Source organism: Sporosarcina highlanderae (genome assembly GCF_030433715.1).
Lineage (GTDB): Bacteria > Bacillota > Bacilli > Bacillales_A > Planococcaceae > Sporosarcina > Sporosarcina highlanderae.
Map to the genome: position 1 here is coordinate 1 of NZ_JAROCC010000009.1, position 19,964 is coordinate 19,964.

The 19,964-nt window shown below is 38.8% G+C and carries 21 protein-coding genes; 14 read left to right on the top strand and 7 right to left on the bottom strand.

Annotation, left to right across the window (positions count from 1 at the left end):
• Nucleotides 1-123: 123 nt before the first annotated feature.
• The 3 genes from P5G49_RS11695 to P5G49_RS11705 all read left to right on the top strand — a co-directional run bounded on the left by P5G49_RS11695 (nucleotide 124) and on the right by P5G49_RS11705 (nucleotide 2,280).
• A complete protein-coding gene (locus P5G49_RS11695; protein ID WP_301244010.1) occupies nucleotides 124-699 on the top strand; it encodes a hypothetical protein in 576 nt (191 codons plus the stop codon).
• A gap of 404 nt (nucleotides 700-1,103) precedes the next feature.
• The gene (locus tag P5G49_RS11700) at nucleotides 1,104-1,580 is read left to right on the top strand and encodes a DUF4871 domain-containing protein (RefSeq protein ID WP_301244012.1); all 477 of its coding nucleotides are present in this window, start codon (nucleotides 1,104-1,106) and stop codon (nucleotides 1,578-1,580) included.
• Nucleotides 1,581-1,623: 43 nt separating this feature from the next.
• Complete coding sequence (locus P5G49_RS11705) at nucleotides 1,624-2,280, top strand: Type 1 glutamine amidotransferase-like domain-containing protein (protein ID WP_301244014.1); 657 nt, start codon at nucleotides 1,624-1,626, stop codon at nucleotides 2,278-2,280.
• A 125-nt stretch (nucleotides 2,281-2,405) separates the two neighbouring features.
• On the opposite strand, the gene P5G49_RS11710 is transcribed toward P5G49_RS11705, so the two are convergent.
• Entirely contained in the window at nucleotides 2,406-4,160 is a 1,755-nt protein-coding gene (locus tag P5G49_RS11710; RefSeq protein WP_301244016.1) for a PhoX family protein, read from the bottom strand.
• Between the two features lie 289 nt (nucleotides 4,161-4,449).
• Here P5G49_RS11710 and P5G49_RS11715 point away from each other — a divergent pair, with 289 nt between their 5' ends.
• From P5G49_RS11715 to arsC, 3 genes are read left to right on the top strand one after another with little or no spacing between them, the layout of a single operon-like run.
• Nucleotides 4,450-4,797, top strand: coding sequence for an ArsR/SmtB family transcription factor (locus P5G49_RS11715; protein WP_301244018.1), 348 nt, complete (start codon nucleotides 4,450-4,452; stop codon nucleotides 4,795-4,797).
• Nucleotides 4,798-4,812: 15 nt separating this feature from the next.
• Nucleotides 4,813-6,111 carry an arsenic transporter gene (locus P5G49_RS11720; RefSeq protein ID WP_301244020.1) on the top strand — a complete coding sequence of 433 codons (1,299 nt, stop codon included), beginning with the start codon at nucleotides 4,813-4,815 and terminating at the stop codon, nucleotides 6,109-6,111.
• 23 nt (nucleotides 6,112-6,134) lie between these two features.
• A complete protein-coding gene (arsC, locus tag P5G49_RS11725) occupies nucleotides 6,135-6,554 on the top strand; it encodes an arsenate reductase (thioredoxin) (RefSeq protein ID WP_301244022.1) in 420 nt (139 codons plus the stop codon).
• A 174-nt stretch (nucleotides 6,555-6,728) separates the two neighbouring features.
• Here arsC and P5G49_RS11730 read toward each other — a convergent pair whose 3' ends face one another.
• From P5G49_RS11730 to P5G49_RS11740, 3 genes are read right to left on the bottom strand one after another with little or no spacing between them, the layout of a single operon-like run.
• Nucleotides 6,729-7,337: an ABC-2 transporter permease gene (locus tag P5G49_RS11730; RefSeq protein ID WP_301244024.1), complete on the bottom strand. Its 609-nt coding sequence runs from the start codon at nucleotides 7,335-7,337 to the stop codon at nucleotides 6,729-6,731.
• A complete protein-coding gene (locus P5G49_RS11735; RefSeq protein WP_301244026.1) occupies nucleotides 7,318-8,199 on the bottom strand; it encodes an ABC transporter ATP-binding protein in 882 nt (293 codons plus the stop codon). The genes P5G49_RS11730 and P5G49_RS11735 overlap by 20 nt, the downstream gene beginning before the upstream one ends.
• Nucleotides 8,199-8,576 carry a GntR family transcriptional regulator gene (locus P5G49_RS11740; protein ID WP_301244028.1) on the bottom strand — a complete coding sequence of 126 codons (378 nt, stop codon included), beginning with the start codon at nucleotides 8,574-8,576 and terminating at the stop codon, nucleotides 8,199-8,201. Before P5G49_RS11740 ends, P5G49_RS11735 begins: the two co-directional genes overlap by 1 nt.
• Nucleotides 8,577-8,890: 314 nt before the next feature.
• Between P5G49_RS11740 and P5G49_RS11745 the strand changes: the two genes are divergently transcribed.
• From P5G49_RS11745 to P5G49_RS11765, 5 genes are all read left to right on the top strand, one after another.
• A complete protein-coding gene (locus P5G49_RS11745; protein ID WP_301244030.1) occupies nucleotides 8,891-9,919 on the top strand; it encodes a serine hydrolase domain-containing protein in 1,029 nt (342 codons plus the stop codon).
• Between the two features lie 167 nt (nucleotides 9,920-10,086).
• Nucleotides 10,087-11,040 (top strand): NAD(P)-dependent alcohol dehydrogenase, encoded by a 954-nt coding sequence (locus tag P5G49_RS11750; protein ID WP_301244032.1) that lies wholly within the window; start codon nucleotides 10,087-10,089, stop codon nucleotides 11,038-11,040.
• An 88-nt stretch (nucleotides 11,041-11,128) separates the two neighbouring features.
• Nucleotides 11,129-11,569 (top strand): cell wall hydrolase, encoded by a 441-nt coding sequence (locus tag P5G49_RS11755; protein ID WP_301244034.1) that lies wholly within the window; start codon nucleotides 11,129-11,131, stop codon nucleotides 11,567-11,569.
• A gap of 143 nt (nucleotides 11,570-11,712) precedes the next feature.
• On the top strand, nucleotides 11,713-12,576 hold the full coding sequence (locus tag P5G49_RS11760; protein ID WP_301244036.1) for an aminoglycoside phosphotransferase family protein: 864 nt from the start codon (nucleotides 11,713-11,715) through the stop codon (nucleotides 12,574-12,576).
• A 207-nt stretch (nucleotides 12,577-12,783) separates the two neighbouring features.
• Complete coding sequence (locus P5G49_RS11765) at nucleotides 12,784-14,031, top strand: DUF4153 domain-containing protein (protein ID WP_301244038.1); 1,248 nt, start codon at nucleotides 12,784-12,786, stop codon at nucleotides 14,029-14,031.
• A 65-nt stretch (nucleotides 14,032-14,096) separates the two neighbouring features.
• Here P5G49_RS11765 and P5G49_RS11770 read toward each other — a convergent pair whose 3' ends face one another.
• Genes P5G49_RS11770 through P5G49_RS11780 form a run of 3 tightly spaced genes read right to left on the bottom strand, consistent with a single transcriptional unit; the run spans nucleotide 14,097 to nucleotide 17,049 of the window.
• Nucleotides 14,097-14,741, bottom strand: coding sequence for a response regulator (locus tag P5G49_RS11770; protein ID WP_301244040.1), 645 nt, complete (start codon nucleotides 14,739-14,741; stop codon nucleotides 14,097-14,099).
• 3 nt (nucleotides 14,742-14,744) lie between these two features.
• Nucleotides 14,745-16,166 carry a sensor histidine kinase gene (locus P5G49_RS11775; protein ID WP_301244042.1) on the bottom strand — a complete coding sequence of 474 codons (1,422 nt, stop codon included), beginning with the start codon at nucleotides 16,164-16,166 and terminating at the stop codon, nucleotides 14,745-14,747.
• Complete coding sequence (locus P5G49_RS11780; protein ID WP_301244044.1) at nucleotides 16,150-17,049, bottom strand: substrate-binding domain-containing protein; 900 nt, start codon at nucleotides 17,047-17,049, stop codon at nucleotides 16,150-16,152. The genes P5G49_RS11775 and P5G49_RS11780 overlap by 17 nt, the downstream gene beginning before the upstream one ends.
• Nucleotides 17,050-17,324: 275 nt before the next feature.
• Between P5G49_RS11780 and P5G49_RS11785 the strand changes: the two genes are divergently transcribed.
• From P5G49_RS11785 to P5G49_RS11795, 3 genes are all read left to right on the top strand, one after another.
• Entirely contained in the window at nucleotides 17,325-18,356 is a 1,032-nt protein-coding gene (locus tag P5G49_RS11785) for an ABC transporter substrate-binding protein (protein WP_301244046.1), read from the top strand.
• Nucleotides 18,357-18,706: 350 nt separating this feature from the next.
• Nucleotides 18,707-19,369: a helix-turn-helix domain-containing protein gene (locus P5G49_RS11790; protein WP_301244048.1), complete on the top strand. Its 663-nt coding sequence runs from the start codon at nucleotides 18,707-18,709 to the stop codon at nucleotides 19,367-19,369.
• Nucleotides 19,353-19,937 carry a PIN domain-containing protein gene (locus P5G49_RS11795; protein ID WP_301244050.1) on the top strand — a complete coding sequence of 195 codons (585 nt, stop codon included), beginning with the start codon at nucleotides 19,353-19,355 and terminating at the stop codon, nucleotides 19,935-19,937. Before P5G49_RS11790 ends, P5G49_RS11795 begins: the two co-directional genes overlap by 17 nt.
• Nucleotides 19,938-19,964: the final 27 nt, after the last annotated feature.

A 19,964-nucleotide genomic window follows, 5' to 3' on the forward strand; every position in this document is an offset into this window, starting at 1 on the left:
ATCCAATACCCGTTCTGCACACATTTTCATCCTCTGTGGTGTAGTGCTGTTTTTGCGCTACATGGATGGCTAACGGGGCAGTTTAGTTTAACAAAAGAAGACAGTATCTTTAGGAGGGTATATGTGAAAAAATGGATGGGGTTAATACCATTGTTAATTGTAATCACATTAATATTTATTATAGTTGGATATAGGTTTACGGCGTTAAGTGCTGCCAAAAGTCATACTTTCCTTTCAAAAGATGCAGAGTTGATGGAACAATATGATATGGGGTCAACCGTACTTTTTTTATTTAAGAGCGATGAAGAAAAGAGATATCGAACTGTACTGTCTGAAAAGTCAGGTTTGTTTTATCGTAGTAGTTCATCAACCTATATTCCGTATAGTTCGGATAAAATTCAAACAGTTGGAGGTATGAGCGTTAATACTAAAAATGATGAAGCCACCTTATTAAGTGTAATCTCATACGATGAAGAAGTCGCATATATAGAGGCTGGTGTCGAGCCTAATGTGGAAAGAAAGGATATAAAGAAGGGAGAACGTATTTCCTTCTTGTTTCCTTTTAGCGAGCAGATAGACTTTCTTTACCCAGCAGCATTTAATAAGAGTGGTAAAAAGCTTTACTATTACGGCTACCCAAAAGATACAAATGTATGGAAGAGCGAAGATTTTAAGTGGCACAAAATCGATGAACAATGATAAATATTTTTTCACTAACGGGTGCTTTACTTGTGGCTGCCGGGACGGCTCCTTTTTCTTGTCCAACTAATTAGCGAGTTAGTGTAGTTATAACACTTGGAGAAAACAATGAGAATTGCCAGCGGGACATAGGGAAGAAAACGAAACACCAAAGGATTGTGCAATCTGAGAACTTTACGAGGAAACTGGCCAAATCGTTTCAGATGTAGAATTTAAGGGTTTATTAAAAAGTTACAAACCTATCGAATGATGAAGTGAAATATAATCCTATCTATTTTACTACTCTTGAAGAACTACAACCATTTCGGACATCTGAAATAAAGTTATGGGATTTAAAGGGACGGGTTAGGAATGATATTAGTTGAATGGCAGGAATAAACATAAAACGAAGGAGGGATATGTTTATGTTCAGCAAAAAAATGTTTTTCATCTGTGTTGTATTTTTAGCGTTGATAGTTGCGGGCTGCAATGACGAAGAGCCAATAAAAGAAGAAGTTATTCGAGACAATTGGAATGAAAGTTCTCTTTTTACATCAGGAAGTTACACAATGATCGGGGAAGAAGGACGTCTGGGTTTTATTTACGATGATAGCGAAGTAGTTAGATTTTATCCAAATAAAACACAAAAGTATATGTGGCATTTTTGGGGAAATGAAGATGAGTTAATTGGTGATTTTAAAGTTTTAGGGACTCATGAAGACAGTGATGAGGAAATAATAATTGTGCCAAAAATAGGAAATACATATCTTAGCCCTAACAATGGTGCAAATCAGCACTTTCCAACAAATATGACGTTCCCGAAAAGTGGAATGTGGAAGTTAGATGCATATATAGGAGATCAAATATTTGGAAGTGTTTATGTAAAAGTTCATGATGAATAAATCGTGTATTAAACTAACGTGTACTTTACTTACGGGGGTACCTATGAAAATTCACTATTATTTAGGATGGTTTAATAATTTATTTCCAGAGAATCTGGGCAGGGTTTTACAGGAGGATATAACTGATAGAAAATCCCTTGCTATGATTAGTTCGAATCCATCTATTTATGAAGATGATGGTGCTACGGAACGCTTGTGGCTTGACCATGCTAACATTATGTTTGACGAATATCATTTAATTAATTATCGCGTACAAAAGGAAGATGCCCAAACGATAATTCAAAATGCTTCCGTCATTTTCTTGTTGGGTGGAAATGCACTTGAACAAAATGGTTTTTTAGTGGAATACGAATTATCAGATTCTGTTAAAAAAAGCAACGCCATTGTGATGGGAGCCAGCGCTGGTGCAATCAACATGTCCGCTAAGTGGTTATGCTCCAAAAAATTTGGATTTAATGTTGAAGAGAGCTCTGTTTACAACGGAATTGGTCTTGACAATTTTTCCGTCCTCTCTCATTTTGATCTTGAAAATAACATTGAAATGGTTCAAAGCGAACTATCTCCACTATCGGAAGAAATAGATATTTATGTGTCGAACAAAGATTGCGCTGTACGTGTAAAGGAAGACAAAATCGACGTTTTGGGCGATGTTTTTTTAATTTCTAACTCAAAGATTCAGAAATTGGATGAGACGCTCTAATTGTAGCGATTATTGAACAAACGCTGCAGATTAGTTGAAATTTAAAGAATTAATGAAAATAGATTCAATTTAAACTAAGAGACAGGCATCTACGAATGGGATGCCTGTCATTTCACTTATATAGCTTATTTTTTATTAACAGAAGGTAATTGGATATAACCGATATTCCCTGGATTTTGAGAACCAACCATTAAGTAAGAGTACCCATTTAAATTATCTATCGCTTGTATTCCAGTAACTTCACCGCCATCTGGTGCAGAAACAATGCGAGAAAGTTCTTTTGTATCAACATTATAAGCCCAGCCAACATTATTTACGTGATTGTTAGTGTCCTCGGCAATAAATAACGTTCTTAGGTTTTCAGAGTACACAATGTTGTCTGGATTGGCGATTTTATCGAGATGAGCTCTGTTGCCTTCTTCATCTTGTGGTATGTCTTCACCGACTAAAATAGCTTCTATTTTAGTTGGTACATAATCGCTATCAATAGGGTTGCCTTCACGATCTGTTTGTCTTTCAGTTAGACTCATTTCATAAATGCCGCCTGCATTGATTTTTGGCAATCGAATATCATCTACAGGATCATTTGGATTTTCTTCCATGCCTTTTGCAATCGTGGACATAGCCATATAGACTTTGTTATCGGCTTTGTTGAATGTGACTGTTTCCATCTTGTTAAACTCTGAAGTTGCTCCAAGCATAGCTCCATATCGACGGGATTCTAAGAAAGCAGCCGCTTTTTCCATGCCTGATTTCACTTTCAAAAATTCTTCTCCAGCTGCTGTTTTAATATGGCTGAAGCCATGTGCTGATGCATACTCAGCATCATTTGTCGTTTCGAAAATATCACTGAATGTCAGGGTTTCAGCTAATTCTTTAATTTCTTGATCGTTTGCATGTCCTAACTTAATCCATCTTAAATTTCCGGCACCACCGTTTTCGGCACTCGTTTGCTCAAATTTTGCGGCATAAAGTGTCCCAGCGGATAAATCTTTTTCTTTGTCAGCAATGTACATGAATGACATCACATAGCCGCCGTCATCTCCGTAGTAAACAGTACGGTTATCAGGTGCTACTGTAACGTTTTCAAAAGATAACCGGCCCATGCTATGGTGCTTGACCGCTTTTGCTTCACCATTCGGATGGACGGATACTTCTGTTGTATATCCATATAAGTAAGGATTTCCAATTGCTGTTGAATCTTGATAATAATTTCTCGCAAATTGTGTAACAGAAGATTTTTCAGGGTTTGCTTCATGGGCACGTGCATTAGGTTCATACTCTTCACTACCTAAATGAGTGTTCCAAGGTGATAAGATGCCGGCACATGGAGTCCAAACACCGCCATACTCCGAAAAATCAATTGGTTCAATATCAGTAATTTTGAGTTCGCCTGTTTTCTTATCTTGTTGGACAGTATTTAAATATAGCGCTCTTGGCACTGTACCAAGTTCATTACTTGGCATACTTTCAAAATGATTGATCATATACAATTTGCCGCTTTTGCCATTTACACTAAGCAGTGAGTTTGCATCTGGTGCTGTTGAAACAATGGGTTCGCCATTTGCTTTTGTTATGACATTGCCGTTGATGTCGACTGCAGCTCCAACAATTTTGCCGTTAATGACATCACCAGGCTTTGCTAACGAAGTATAATCCAACTCTACTGTCTTTTGAGTACCGTCTTTTAATGTCACCTTTACTTTGGCATCACTGTACATGGTTGACTTTTCCTCGTTAGTAACAGGTACAGGCATACCAATAAATTCAACAGATTTTACGCCTTCAATTGGTTTATGCGGTTGAGCAAATACATTAACCGCAGTTGGAAATAGAAGTGCTGCACTTAGTAGGGGGATAATTACCTTTTTTTTGTTCATACGATTAGACCTCCAATGGTTTACTAAAATATGATTCATAATCATCATAATCGTAGAATGTTAAGGTAGTGTTATATAAATATTATGAAATTGTAAATTCTATAATTAATACAAAAATAATGCTATTTAACTATCAATGAAATATGACTAAATGATTAAGTATATGTTTAATAGAGGATGATACTTATGAAGAAAGCTATAACACTCAGGTGCTATTTGTATACATGGTAAATTGAATTTGCTTATATAAGCATATGATTATATGATATTGAAGAAGGAGGGATGGTCTATGGGTAAAAGTAGTGATACAGAAATACAAAGGGCTTCACAATTATTAAAATTGCTTGGTGATCCGACACGTTTAACGATGATGAAGCTTCTCAAGTCACATGAATGTTGTGTGTGTGAGTTTGTTGAAATTTTTAAGATGAGTCAGCCGGCGATTAGCCAACACTTGCGGAAACTTAGAGATATCGGGTTAGTTAAAGAGGAAAGAAGAGGGCAATGGGTTTTCTTCTCGATTAATGAAAGTCATGAAGAATTTCCATTTATTAATAGCATACTTATTAATCTTCCAGAGCAGGATGAATCGATTGCTGAGTTAGAGGAACAAGGACTTCGTGTTTCTTGTCAATAGGAAGGGGAAGGAACGTTGGTTTCAGTTATTATCGCACCATTGATTTTTATAATCACACTTATTTTTGTTATTTGGCAGCCTAAGAATCTATCGATTGGTTGGTCTGCTTGTATTGGGGCAACAGTTGCCTTGTTAGTGGGCGTTGTGGATTTTCAGGACGTTATCGATGTTACAGGGATTGTCTGGAACGCTACACTTGCTTTTATAGCCATCATTATCATCTCATTAATCTTGGATGAAATAGGCTTCTTCGAGTGGTCTGCTTTACATATGGCGAGATTGGCCAAAGGTAGCGGTATTCGCATGTTTGTTTATGTCAGTATATTGGGTGCGATTGTTGCTGCCTTGTTCGCAAACGATGGGGCTGCATTAATCTTAACTCCAATCGTGCTTGCGATGGTTCGAAACTTGAATTTCAGTGAAAAGATGATTTTTCCGTTCATCATTGCCAGTGGATTTATTGCAGATACGACTTCATTGCCTTTAGTTGTGAGTAACTTGGTCAATATAGTTTCAGCAGACTTTTTCGGCATCGGATTTGTCGAGTATGCATCAAGGATGATTGTTCCCAATATATTTTCACTCGTTGCAAGTATTTTAGTGTTGTTTTTATTCTTCCGTAAAAGTATTCCGAAAGACTATAAAGTATCAGAGTTAAAAGAACCGAAGGATGCCGTGAAAGATGAAAAGATGTTTCGGCTTTCTTGGCTAATATTAGGCATTTTGCTTGTCGGCTACTTCACAAGTGGAATGATGGGCGTACCAGTTTCGATAGTTGTTGGAATTGTGGCCGTCTTCTTTATGATAATGGCACAAAGAAGTCCAGCTGTTCACACGAAGCAAGTGATAAAAGGAGCACCTTGGTCCATTGTATTCTTTTCGATAGGAATGTACGTAGTCGTTTATGGATTACGAAACGTTGGTCTGACGAGTGTTTTAGCTGATATTATTCAATTGGCGGCGGATCAAGGCTTGTTTATAGGAACAATTTCAATGGGCTTCATCGCTGCGATTTTATCGTCTGTCATGAATAATTTGCCGACTGTAATGATTAATGCCTTAGCCATTGCTGATACGAATACGACAGGGCCGATTCGTGAAGCTTTGATCTATGCTAATGTCATCGGTTCGGATTTAGGTCCGAAAATTACACCAATCGGTTCATTGGCCACATTATTGTGGCTGCATGTATTATCACAAAAAGGTGTGAAAATATCTTGGGGTACATATTTCAAAACCGGTATTATCTTAACGGTTCCTACACTCTTGATAACACTTATCGGATTGTATTTATGGCTTGTACTTATACATTAAAACACTAAGAGGAGATTTTCGTCATGCAGAAAAAAACACTTTATTTCTTATGTACGGGCAACTCATGCCGAAGCCAAATGGCTGAGGGGTGGGGAAAGAAATATCTTGGTGAGGAATGGCAAGTTCTGAGTGCAGGAATTGAAGCACACGGAGTCAATCCGAATGCCATTAAAGCGATGAATGAGGCTGGTGTCGACATTTCAAATCAAACTTCGGATGTTATCGATCCGCAAATCCTGAGCAATGCAGATTTCGTTGTTACGCTTTGTGGAGATGCTGCGGATAAATGTCCGATGACACCAACTCATGTCAAACGTGCTCATTGGGGATTTGACGACCCTGCCAAAGCAGAAGGAACTGATGAAGAAAAATGGGCATTTTTCCAGCGTGTACGCGACGAGATCGGTGCAAGGATTGAACAGTTTGTTAGGACTGGTGAATAAGAAGTGAAATAGGTACCTGAAATAGGTACCTGTGCAACGAACTATTCAATTTATTCACTACAATTGAATAAATACTCATCGAGAAATGCGTAGTAATGCATACTCACTGGATATTTATACAAAATGGTTGAATTAACATGAATGTTTCTTGCACAGGTACCGACAAAATTATGATTAAAAAACCTTCCTGCTATAAATCCTAACAGAGAGCATATAGGAGCAAAAATAGAGTAGGATGACTGAGAATATTGCTCCTCCATACAACAGAGTGTCATCGAGAGAGAGAAGTGTTTGAACCGCTCCTCGTATCCAATCATTCAAATCAGGAATAAATTTAGCAACAATAATAAAATAAAGGACAAACAAAACTATAGAAGCAATCATCAAATACTGGCTTTTGAACAGATAGGAAAATGGAAAAGCAAGGGATATAAACACGGCTACAATGCTTGCTATAAACAATAATTGCTCCCAAGGAACAAACTCTTTATGAATAACCAAATTCCCGATGAAAATGGTTAGCAAGACCAGGGAAATGAACACGCATGCACCTACGTATTTGGAGCTGACAATTTCTTTTCGCGTGTACGGCAAAGAATTCAATAAGAAATGGACGGACGATTTTTCATCCGTAGCGAAGCTTTGCATGATGATGGCGATAGAAAATAAAATCCCTACGTAAATCCTCGACCCATCTAAAAATAAATCGATAAATAAGACAGGCAACAGAATCAGTAATGTATATTTCTGCAAAACAATATCTTTACGAATGAGATGTAGCATAGTGATCAGTTCCTTTCTTTGTATACAGCATAATGTCTTCGAGTGTAGGTTTCTCCAAAATGACCGTATCGCCAAAAATGTTTTGTGTCCGTTGTTTATTCGTCGTCAATGCCTCAAATCCATGATTGGATCTTCGGATACCTATGAACTCTCTTTCTGTATCACGATCCAACAGGTTCGTCTCGCCTTTCACAATTGCATAGTCTTCCTCAATTTTATAATGTTCCTTCGTGAAAATATGCTGGCCGTTATGGATGAAGGTTATATAATCCGCAATCCGATCCAAGTCCGTCGTAATATGCGTCGAAAAGAAAATCGTTTTTTCACTATCCTGCATGATGTCATGGAGGATGTCTAACAGCTCTCTGCGAAAAATTGGGTCTAATCCAGATGTCGGTTCGTCCATAATGATTAACTCAGCATGATGGGATAGAGCAAAGGTCAAAGATGCTTTCATCATCATTCCTTTTGAAAAAGTCTTTATTTGTTTCTTCATCGGCAGTTCAAATAGGTTAATATATTGATGAAATAGTGTATCGTCCCAATTTTTATAGGCCGGTTTTATGATTTTTTTCATTTCTGCCAACGTAATATTCTCATAAAGAACATTGTTATCAAATACAAATCCAATTCGTTGTTTTATCTCTTTTTCATGATTTTTATAATTCAAACCAAAAAGTGAAATCTCTCCACTGTCCGGTTGCAATAAATTCATGATCAGCTTGATTATAGTGGATTTTCCCACTCCATTCCCACCGATGAATCCTGTAACAAAGCCTTTCTTGACTGATAGCGAAAAGTCTTTCAGCGCAAACCCTTTGAAAGTCTTATTTACATTTCGCATTTCAACTACGTTTTCCATCATGTCTCCTCCTTATATAACAAGGTAAGTAATTCTTGTAATTCAGCTAACTCGACCCCGATTTCTTTGCTATTTTCGATGGCAGACAGTAACTGCTCTTCAATCACTTTCATTTTCCGTTCACGAATCATTTCATTACTTTGTTCCGACACGAAAGACCCTTTACCAACGATTGAGTAAATAAAACCGTTTTTCTCAAGCTCTTCATACGCCCGTTTTGTCGTGATGACGCTTATATCCAAGTCTTTCGCAAGCTGGCGCATAGATGGCAGCGCTTCTCCGGCCTGTAATTCATTCGTCAAAATATGCTTCTTAATTTGCACATAAATCTGCTCGTAGATCGGATCTTTTGAAGTATTGGAAATTATGATTTGCATAGATTTACCTCTTCCTTGCAATATTGTATATATACGTTATATACAATATATACAGAGTGAAATTAAATTGCAAGTAAAATCTGAAATAACTTCCGGTATTGTATAGGTGCCTGTGCAACGAACTATTCAGGTTATTCAATTCAATTGAATAAATATTCACAAGAAAGTGTATAGTGATGCAGATGCAATGGATTTTTATACAAATTGGTTGAATTATCGTGAATGTTTCTTGCACAGGTACCACAAATTTTTTCCTGCATGCAAAAAGACATAAACTAATATAATCAAATAGTCTAGAAGAAGGGAGGTAGAAGGTGACTAAAAAATACGATGAGATATTTAGCCGATTAGTGAAATCAAAGCAAATACATGAGTCTGTTCTATTAATCCAAAACACAAATGGGGATTTTTCATACAAAAATGAGTATGGGGGCAAGAGCATAGATGCGCCATTACTCCTGGCAAGTATCACAAAGTTGTTTACAACAACATGCATTCTAATATTGCGTGAGCAAGGTAAGCTGTCATTAGATGATAAAGTGATGCGTTTTTTCGATGAGGGGAAACTTAGTGGGCTCCATCTTTATAAAAGACAGGAGTATACCTCGAAATTGACAATAGCTAATTTGTTGTTTCAGACAAGTGGGTTACCGGATGTATCTGAAGAAGGTAAAAAAAATCTTAGAAAACTTGTGCTTAAGGAAGATATGAACATCACCATTGATGAATTGATAACACTGACTAAAGAGTTGAAACCACACTTTGCACCTAACACATTAAATAGATCTCACTATGCGGACATCAACTTTGATATCCTTGGGCAAATTATTGAATGTATTACGGGATCCTCATTGGAAGATGTCTTTAAATCTTTCATTTTTGAACCTTTAGGTCTTGAGAAAACATATTTACCTATAGGTGAGGATGATTTTATTCCAAAGATTTATTATAAAAATAACGCACTATCCCGTCCGAGTTACATTAAAAGCTGTCGTGCCAGTGGAGGCGCAATTAGCACTCCACGCGAAATGATGGTCTTTATTAAAGCGTTTTTTGGAGGGGGCTTATTTAATAAAGGTATTTTCCACCAGTTGGATAAATATAAGAAGTTACAAATCACCTTTTATCCCATTCAATATGGCGGTGGCTATATGCGAATTCCATTAGGGGGACTATCAATGCTTTTTATGGGGAAAGGGGAGTTGATTGGACATTCGGGTTCGACAGGTGCCTTCGCTTTTTATTATCCTGAGAAGGATCTTTTTTTTGTAGGCGATGTAAACCAATCGGCGAATCCGGCAACAGCAATACGACTGGCGATACGGCTTGCTGTTTCAAGTTGATTAGGTACCTGTGCAGCATACTATTCAATATATTCACTACAAATGTATAAATATTCAATTGAAAGTGCTTAGTGTCGCGGACTAAATGGATATTTATACAAATTGGTTGAATTATCATGAATGTTTCGTGCACAGGTACCTCATAAAAATGTTGGGAGGTTAATTAGGTGAAAGCAGCAGTTTATAAATCCTATGGTTCTCCGGAAGTAATGGAGATTCGGGATGTTGATAAGCCGTTCATCAAAGATGAGGATAGGGTATTAATTAAAGTGGTCTCCGCCTCGGTAAATCAATATGACAATCTATTTCGAAAAGGATATTTTCCTACAAGAATCGAGAATGGTCTTATAAAGCCGAAAGTACAAATTTTGGGGATTGACGTTTCGGGTACAGTTGAAGCCATAGGAAAAAATGTACAAAAGTTTAAGGTTGGCGATCATGTTTTTGGAAGTTGTAGCGGCTCCCATGCTGAATATGTCTGCCCAAAACAAAGTGTGATAACAATTATGCCGAATAACTCAACCTTTGAAGAGGCGGCTGCAATCCCATGTGCTGCTCAGACCGCTCTACAAGCATTGCGAGATGTTGGGAAGGTAAAAGCTGGCGATAAGGTTTTAATCTATGGTGCATCGGGTGGAGTAGGGCACTTTGCTGTTCAACTTGCGGTGTATTTAGGGGCTGAAGTAACCGCAGTTTGTAGTACCTTGAATATGGAATGGGTTAAAAATTTAGGTGCTCATCATGTAATTGATTATACCGAAGAAGATTTCGCTCGCAATGGAAAAAAGTATGATGTAATACTGGATGCCGTTGGAAAGAGGACCTTTTTCAGTTGCCTGCGTTCTCTAACCGAAAACGGTATTTATATAACAGAGCATGCACTCTACCCCAAGTATCATCCAATTCAATTGATGATCGGTTCTGTCATAGGTAGCAAGAAAGCTAAGATTCATCTTGCAAAACCAAACGACGCCGATCTGGTCCTATTGCGGGTGCTTATGGAAAAAGAAAAATTAAGACCTGTAATTGAGAAGTACTTCCCTTTACATGAAATTGTGGAAGCTCATAGGCACATTGAAAGTGGACGGACAAAGGGGAAGGTTGTTCTTACAATCGGGTAAAAGAGAGGCAAATAGATACAATGGCGTTTGATCTGAAAATTGTCATGAACCTAGATGTTATTTCATACAATATATTTGGGGTGGAAAAATGCCGAGAGTCAAATACCGGGAAAATGATGTTGATTTGATGGCAAGGATGATGAGGGCGGAAGCCGAGGGTGAAGGAAACCAAGGGATGTTGTATGTTGGAAATGTAATTGTGAACCGTGCCGTGGCGGATTGCTTGGACTTTAGAGATGTACGAACGATTAATGATGTTATTTTTCAAGTGCAAGGAAATAATTATTCCTTTGAAGCCGTTCAGAAGGGAAATCTATTTTATGAACGAGCGAGAGCCAATGAGAAAAGATTGGCGAGGCGGAATCTGGAGAATTGGCGACAACATCCAGCGAAATTCGCCCTGTGGTACTTCAATCCTTATGCTGCTTGCCCTCCATCCTGGTACGGGCAACCTTTCACGGGTCAATTTAAAGCCCACTGTTTCTATGAACCGCAAGCGGGGACATGTGCGAGTGTTTATAATGGGTAGGTTGTATGGGTAAACTGAATAGGCCCTTTTCGAGTTAATTGACTTGAAAAGGGTTTTTTTATGGCGTGCCCCATACGGCATGGGCCACGAGTTCCGAGTAGTCAGAACTCTTGTGTTAAGATTAAAGAAAAAGGAGGGATTGGATGTTAAATCAAGCCATTCAACAATTTAAATTGAATGTGTTATCAATTCATGAAGTTGAAGATTCTCATAGTTCAACAGTTTATAAATGCAATTTGCTTAATGGAGAAAATATCTTTTTGAAAATACCTTACACAAAATTGAAGTGTCAGCGAGAGTTGGAAGCCTATGAAATTTTAAAAGATCGAGTTTCCATTCCTTGCATGTTGGATTATTGGTCGGGTGATGAGGAGTGCCCAGGTGCGTTCTTATTATCTGAATTAAAAGGACAACCGCTAACAAATAAGAATTTACCCGCAGTAGCGTTTCAAATTGGGGTCCTTCATGCCTCTATGCATCAAATTCAGCCGCCTACTACGATCCGGTTGACTGGCATACAAAATGAATTTCAGGACTGGTCTAATTTTGTGGAACGTCAATTTTATAGTTTTGCTGAGGATGTAAAAGAAGTTTTAGATGAAAGTTTATACAGACAGTCCATTGAAAAGTTCGAGAATATGAAAATGCATCTCCCTCCTTCAGATGGGCCAAGCTTTGTACATATGGATTTTCGTCCAGCAAATATTATTGTGGATGAAGATAAGGTGTCAGGCGTGATCGATTTTGAAAGTGTACGATTTGGCTCGACAGAAATCGATTTCACTAAACTGTATCGTGATTATCTAAGCTTCGATTTTAGCTTGTATGAGTCCTATCAAGAAGGCTATAACACCATTAGACCCTTAATTGATTTAGAAGTTGTGTTGCCTTTTTATCAATTCACAGATGCTTTTAATAGTATTGGATGGTGCAAACGCCGTGGAATTGAAAAGAACGCTTCATTTTTGATGGAAAATCTTTCAATCCTGAAAAAAGTGTTACGATAAGCCAAACTCTAACGCGATTGTGAAAGTAAATAATTAAATAACGCCTTAAATATGAGCATTCTTTGGTTGAGAATGCTTTTTATTTTTGCTTAAAATAAAAACCTGCAATAAATTTGTTGTTCAAATCAATAAAAATTTATTGCAAAACGATAAAAGATGGATTAAAATCAAAATAACTTAAAAACAATTATTGGGGAAGATATGACTATGGACACCGAAAATTTGATTACTGAAAATATTTCCTACCCTCATGAGCTTGAGAGGATCTATAGAAAAGACCCGAAAGCTTTTAAAAAGTCGTTTACACACGTATGGGAGCAAAATCCTGATTCTCAGGTTCTTGGTGTTTGGTATGAAAGATTGCATTTCATAGAGACGGCAAATAAAGAAAAATCTTCCTTGCTTCAAAAAGGATTCTTATTCATGGGCTTGTTAGCCATTTTAGCCGGGATTAGCACCAGAATCATTTTCCATTTTGTTGAACAGGAAGCAATTGCTCCAATCAACTTAATTTTTGGAGTGATTCCCTTTATTGCTGCCTATTTTATTTACAATAATACTCCAAGAAAAAGTGTTATTTATTTCCTTGTAGCGTTGTTCCTAATTTCCGGGTTTTATCTTAACATGCTGCCATTGAATTATAAAGACAGTATTATCCTTACCTATTTACACCTTCCCATATTCCTATGGGTATTGGTAGGGCTTGCATTCACAGGAAATGAGTACTTAAAAGGTAGTGCAAGATTAGCCTATATTAAATTTAATTTGGAATATTGTATTCTCTACGCAAGCATGGCAGTTAGCGGAATGGTACTAGCAGCATTAACCATGCAGTTATTTAGCTTTGTCGGCTTGGATATAGCAGACTTCTATTTTAGTAATGTCGTTTTATTTGGTGCTGCCGCTCTCGCTATTGTGGCTGCATACCTAGTATCAATGAATCTTAAACTTGCTAAGAATATTACACCATATATAGCTAAAATTTTTAGCCCTCTTGTCCTTGTCACATTGTTGGTCTATCTTATAACGGTTATATGGGTCGGAAAAAATCCATTCTTGGATCGCGATTTCCTGATCGTTTTCAACGGAATACTCCTTGGTGTATTGGCCGTTACCATATTTTCCATTATCGAAAGCGACCAAGATAAGAAAAAGAACATTTCAGATTATGTGAATTTCGCCTTAATTGCTCTTGCGCTTATCATTGACAGTGTGGCTTTGTCAGCCATCGTGTTCAGGCTATCTTCTTATGGAATTACGCCTAATAGACTTGCTGTTTTAGGAGTAAACATACTTATCTGGGCAAATTTAATTTGGATTATGCTCTCCTATATGCGTTTTCTACAAAACAAATCCGGACCTTCAACGATCCAAGATTCCGTTACTAAGTATTTGCCTGTCTACGGACTTTGGGCAGCTTTCGTTATATTTACTTTTCCTATTATTTTTAAATAGAAAGGCACTGTTAATGTAACGAAAAGCTTCTTCGATTGTGACGGTGCCTGTGCACCGCACAATCATTAACCCATTAAATTATATTTCATCGCATACTCAACGAGTTCATGTTTTTTAGAGATGCTTAATTTATTCATGATTCTTGTCTTGTGGGTATCGACCGTTTTTATACTAATCATTAATTCTTCAGCGGTTTCAGTTAATGAAAACCCTTTAACGAGGAATTGCAGTATTTCCCGTTCCCGTGGACTTAATAGGATGAATGGGTTTTGGGCATCGGTTCCGCTCCGCATACTATTTATGACAGAATGTATTTCTTCCGGTCGAAGGTAGATGTGGCCTGCCATTACCGTATCGATGGCTGTGTACAGTTCTTCATCGAATGCAGCCTTAGGGATATAGCCTGACGCGCCCGCTTGCATCACTAACGAAATATAATCTTCGTCTTCGTGCATCGTGAGGACAATGATCTTTGCTTGTTTGTGCTGAGATTTTATTTCTGTCAAAACTTGAATGCCGTTCAAGCCTGGCATAGATATGTCCAAGATTAAAATATCCGGTTGTAATGTATGATAAAGTTCAATTGCCTCATGTCCATTTGTAGCTTCACCTATTACATGGAATGTTGGTCTTTTCTTTAACAGCAGCTTTAACCCGGCTAACACCAAAGCGTGATCGTCCGCTAACATGATGCTAATTTTCTTTTCCAATGGCTAACCCTCCTTCTGTTTTATTGGAATGGCTACAACAACTTCGGTTCCACCCGTACGAGCCTCTTGGATTAAGAATTCACCGCCCAATAATGCCGCTCTTTCTTTCATTCCATAGATTCCAATTCGATTTTGCTGGCGAGCCATTTCAAAATCAGCTTTTTGTATACCTTGCCCGTTGTCTAAAATCGCAATTTTGATGAAGTTGTCTTCAACCTGAATTTTAATCGTTACCTTCGTTGCGACCGTATGCTTTGCGATATTGGTGAGACATTCTTGAGTGATTCGATAGAAGGCCAAGCTTGTCTGATCGTCTAATGGAATCGAATCGTCGGGAACTTCAAGCATGACGTCGATTGAATACTTTTCCTTGAAGCTTTCGATATATCTTTTCACAGCCGGGATTAACCCCATATCATCTAAAATAGGCGGTCTCAATTCCACGGCCAAATCCCTGATTTCCCGCAAGATGCCCGCTGCGATATCTCGGCTTGTATAGAGTAATTCCTGTTGCTCTTTATCCTCTGCTTCATCCGCCAATACCCGCATCGTCACCATTAATGAAGCAAGGGCTTGGCTTGTTTCATCATGGAGTTCGCGTGATATCCTTTTTCGCTCATCCTCTTGAGCTGAAAGCAGTTTTGAAATTAATGCATCCCGAAGTCGTTCTTTTTCTTGTAGTTCCTCCAACAGCTTTTCTACTTTTGACCTGGAGCTGATCAGATTATCAGCCATCTCGTTAAATACTTTCACTAATTTTCCAAGGTCTTCATCATCCACGACCGATGCCCTCAACGATAGATTCCCTGCGGATATTCCCGAAGCGGTATCGACGAGGTCATTAATAGGTTTCGTTATGATACGCGTCGTAAAATAAGCGATGCCAACAGCAACGAGGCAAACTAAAATAGTAGCTAAGATCAGATCACCTATTTTGGATAACGTGTATTCTTTTGGTAGCTTCTCTGACATGCCAACCCGAACAAATCCGACTTCACCTTCCTCAATTGGGACAAGTACATCATGGATTCGCCCTTCATCCGAGGTGAGTATCGACAGCTCTTTTTCGGTCCCTTGAGGAGTATGTGCGTCCAAGATACCTTTTGGAATAAAATCGGGAAAGGTATGTCCAACAAGCATCTGCTTACTATTAAACACAAGGATATAACGGATATCCTCATTTGCCTGCCGGGCTCTTGCGATAAGTTGATGGATTGCATAATAGTCCTCAATAAGGATGTAGTCGGAGCTCATCGCTGCAATATTTTCTGCAACAGACTCCCCATGCTTTTTAAGATCCTTGGCCATCGTATCCGTAAGGGAGTTCCAAATGATGATGCCTAAAATTAGTGATAGAAAAAGTAATGAAGCGATGATAGAGCCCAATATCTTTTGATTAATCTTTATTCTATTTATCCAATTCATCGAAAACCTCATAGAGTGCGGGTTCAAAAGGAACAAATCGGTCGATAAATAAACCCTGCAGTGATGGCAATAAATGTTCGATTTCATGCATGGACATGAAACTATCCGTAATGATCTTCTTCTCTTCGTCCGGTAAATTCTTTCGAACGACGATCGGACCAGTCCCGATCGGTTCGGAGCGCGTAATGATTTTCAAGCGATTAACAAGTTCGGGCTTTTGAAGCTTGGCACGTTCAAAGGCAAATGAGTTAACAGCCGCGCCATCGACGATTCTTTCGACAACCGCATTGAGTGTGTTTTCATGGTTATATGTAAAATTGTAACGACCCAGGAAATTTTCCGGCGTTTCTCCAATATTCTCTAAATGCTTTTCAAAAAATAGATATCCTGAATAGCTTGTAGGGTCGGTAAACGCAACATTTTTCCCCTTCAAATCAATCAAAGAATCAATAGCACTCTCACTATGTACGACGATATACCCGTAATAATAAGGAAGCCCCATACGTTCTTGCATGGCAATTGCCTCGATTCCTTCAAAATCACGATTGGTAATATAGGCACCGGTCGGGAAGAAGGCAATATCCGCGGCCCCTTTAATCATCAAGTTGTTAATTTCACTATAGCTTTTGCGCTGGATTAAAATCGTTGGCCGGTCAAGCTGCTCACCAATGTAGTTTGCGAGCTCCCTGTAGTACATAACCGTCTCAGTCGGTGAAAGTACGCTCGAAATTGCGACGCGTAGGGGGGCATCGACAACTTGAAATTCACTCGGGGATTCGTCAGGTTCAGCGAAAACGATTTTGCTTGTCGAACGATCCTGTTCACATCCTGTAATAAATAAAGAACAAGCAAGTAGAACGAATATCCTTATCCAATCAATCATGATTTCCTCCACACTTACGGATTGCACCATACTAAAATTTATCTTCATTATAACACAAAATAAATAATTATTAGATAGTTCAGTAGTTATCAATCTTTCATGTAGGAAAGTATCTGACAACTTCGCAGGGTTTATCTGACGTTAAATCAGATATTTGCTGATGTTGTTGGATTCGCATATGCGATAATCTGAAGAAGGGGAGAATTCTAAATTTACTACGGGTTGAAAGCGTTTTCTTTTTGAGTTTGCCGATTAATCCAAAGAGGGGGAGAGACATGATGAAAGTGAAAAAACGGATTTTATTACTGCTTATTGCATGTATCATGCTGGTGTTGAGTGCATGTGCCGGCACTGGTGCAGGGGGTAAGGGAGGTAAGGGAGAGTTAACGATCTACTCACCACATACTCCGGGGTTCTCCGAAGAGTTAGCTAAGAAATTTGAGGAGCTGCATGGAACAAAGGTGAATGTCCATTATGCAGGAACGAACGTCTTAGTAAACCAAATGATCGCGGAAAAGAATAATCCAAAAGCCGATGTTTGGAATGGTGGAGGGGGGATCCTTGCATTCGAATCCGCAATCGATAAGGATATCCTTGCCCAATTCATACCTCAAAGCGCCGAAGATTGGGCAGTCGTTGAGGACGGTATTAAGATGAAGCATGAGGACGGCTATTACGTTGGCGTACAGGTTCAAGTCCTTGGTTTTGCGTACAATACTGATTTAGTTACAGAAGAAGAAGCACCGAAAACATGGGAAGATCTATTAGATCCGAAGTGGAAAGGGCAGATTCAATTCCCTAACCCGGCCGCATCAGGCACGTCCACATTAATGGTAATGAGCTATATGATGAAGCATGGCGAGGAAGCTGGTTGGGAGTACTTCCAAAAGTTAGCCGACCAAGCAAACTCCATACCAGACTCCGGATCCGCACCAACAAGCGCAGTTGCGATGGGAGAGGCGCTAATCGGAATAGGGTTCGACTTCATGGCGTATGACCAAAAAGAAAGAGGGGAAACAGTAGATTTCATACTTCCAGACGTGACACCGATCTTAGTAAACCCAGCAGCCCTTGTAAAAGGTGGACCAAACCCTGAGGGAGGAAAAGAATTCTTGGAATTCATGCTTAGTAAAGAAGCCCAAGAAATCATCGCAGACTGGAATCTAATTCCTGTCCATCCTGAGGTGAAATCAAAAACTCCATTGAACTTGGCGGATATTAAATCCCATGCGGCTATACTCGACATGGATTGGGTGAATGAGAACTATGACCGAATTCGAAATGAGTGGAAGGATAAGATAAAGTAATAACTGAAGTTTTGAAGCAAAAGAAGCATGAATCCTCAAGACGGGATTCATGCTTCTTTTTTATGCCGTTTCAGAAATGCTGAAGTTTTGGAGGGGCTTTAGGGGTACCTGTGCACCGAACTATTCAATAAATTCACTACAATTGTATATATATTCAACATAAAACGCATAGGAATACAGAAGTACTGTGTATTTATACGAATTGTTTGAATTGTCGTGAATGTTTACTGCACAGGTACCTTCACCTTTCCTGGTATAGTAGATTCTAACATGTTTAGATTTGTTAGTTTTGTTGATAATTTGTTGACTTTTGGGTATAATAGATAAAAACTTATGAAGAGGTGATTCAATTGAAACAGGGGCATATAGATGAGCAATTGTGGGAAATGGCTGAAGAACTTGTCAAGGGGCAGAAGACTGAACAGGCGGTAACTGTAATTTCATCGATTGCCTCACATGCAGTCGGAAGATATAGTGGGACACCTGTGGAAATCATCTTAAAACCAATGGGGAACAAGAAATTAGATGTATGGAAAATTCATTCACTGAAAAAGCTTGCCAGAGAAGTATCACATTTAGAAGAGACAAAGGAATACGGTGAAGCAAGAGAGAAGGCATTTCATTATTTAGATGAAATTGTGCACCTCCTTGCATCAAGTGAAGAAGAAGAGCGCGAACTGCGAAGGAAATACTTCCAACACCTTATTCACCTGCGTAAAAAACGAAGGTACAGAAAGCTACATGCTCCAAAAACCATTCAACTATCTACTACGATTGAAACCTATACAACGAGCGAAGCAGCGGAAATATTACATGTATCCGATCAGACAATTAGAAGAATGTGCGATGCCGGAAAATTTCCGGGCGCAACGCGTACAGAAGGCGGGCATTGGAGGATACCGCAGGAATATTTTAAAGTAAGCTTAGATCAATCCAGGGAAATGAAAACGGACTTGGCGAATGTCCGGAAAAAATCACAAGAAGGAGGAGAGGTGGATGAGTTTGACTTATAAGCCAATCTCATCATTGCCTCCTCCTAAAGTGTTTATCGATACGACAGTATTGTGTGGAGCGATAAGAAAACCTGGTGGTATCAATGAGAAAATATTAGGACTGGCAAGAGCCAATATACTTTTTACCCCAGTCTTTTCGAAGGTATGCTTGTTGGAATTTCAGCGAAATGCTTTAAACGGATTAGGAAATATACTGTATACACCAGACGAAGTGGAGAGCTACATAACTGGGATGATACGACCCATATTAGACGAAAATCCACCTGTCAATTCGGTAGTTGGTCGTTATAGTATTGAAACCATACTCCGCGAAAATCGGCCGTTGAAAGAAGTGCTCCAACTATTGTCCGGATATACTCTACAAGAAGTGGATGACATAGCGGCTGCCCAAGAATTATCAGAACCACTACATAGATTTGACCAAGATGACTTCCATGTCTGGGTAACGGCCATCCAGATGGAATGTGACTACATAGTGACTGCCAACACCAAGCGATTTCCAAACCGCATAGGTTATATCAAACGGATGCATCCACGGGATTTTTATGCGATGTTAACAGGGGAATGAGATGGATAATTATTTTATACATATTCA

Coding starts and splice junctions, on each gene's coding strand:
- P5G49_RS11705 (WP_301244014.1), top strand. CDS start 1,624: ATGAAAATTCACTATTATTTAGGATGGTTTAATAATTTATTTCCAGAG.
- P5G49_RS11715 (WP_301244018.1), top strand. CDS start 4,450: ATGGGTAAAAGTAGTGATACAGAAATACAAAGGGCTTCACAATTATTA.
- P5G49_RS11780 (WP_301244044.1), bottom strand. CDS start 17,049: ATGATTGATTGGATAAGGATATTCGTTCTACTTGCTTGTTCTTTATTT.
- arsC (WP_301244022.1), top strand. CDS start 6,135: ATGCAGAAAAAAACACTTTATTTCTTATGTACGGGCAACTCATGCCGA.
- P5G49_RS11760 (WP_301244036.1), top strand. CDS start 11,713: ATGTTAAATCAAGCCATTCAACAATTTAAATTGAATGTGTTATCAATT.
- P5G49_RS11755 (WP_301244034.1), top strand. CDS start 11,129: ATGCCGAGAGTCAAATACCGGGAAAATGATGTTGATTTGATGGCAAGG.
- P5G49_RS11775 (WP_301244042.1), bottom strand. CDS start 16,166: ATGAATTGGATAAATAGAATAAAGATTAATCAAAAGATATTGGGCTCT.
- P5G49_RS11795 (WP_301244050.1), top strand. CDS start 19,353: ATGAGTTTGACTTATAAGCCAATCTCATCATTGCCTCCTCCTAAAGTG.
- P5G49_RS11740 (WP_301244028.1), bottom strand. CDS start 8,576: ATGCAAATCATAATTTCCAATACTTCAAAAGATCCGATCTACGAGCAG.
- P5G49_RS11700 (WP_301244012.1), top strand. CDS start 1,104: ATGTTCAGCAAAAAAATGTTTTTCATCTGTGTTGTATTTTTAGCGTTG.
- P5G49_RS11710 (WP_301244016.1), bottom strand. CDS start 4,160: ATGAACAAAAAAAAGGTAATTATCCCCCTACTAAGTGCAGCACTTCTA.
- P5G49_RS11735 (WP_301244026.1), bottom strand. CDS start 8,199: ATGGAAAACGTAGTTGAAATGCGAAATGTAAATAAGACTTTCAAAGGG.
- P5G49_RS11765 (WP_301244038.1), top strand. CDS start 12,784: ATGGACACCGAAAATTTGATTACTGAAAATATTTCCTACCCTCATGAG.
- P5G49_RS11785 (WP_301244046.1), top strand. CDS start 17,325: ATGATGAAAGTGAAAAAACGGATTTTATTACTGCTTATTGCATGTATC.
- P5G49_RS11730 (WP_301244024.1), bottom strand. CDS start 7,337: ATGCTACATCTCATTCGTAAAGATATTGTTTTGCAGAAATATACATTA.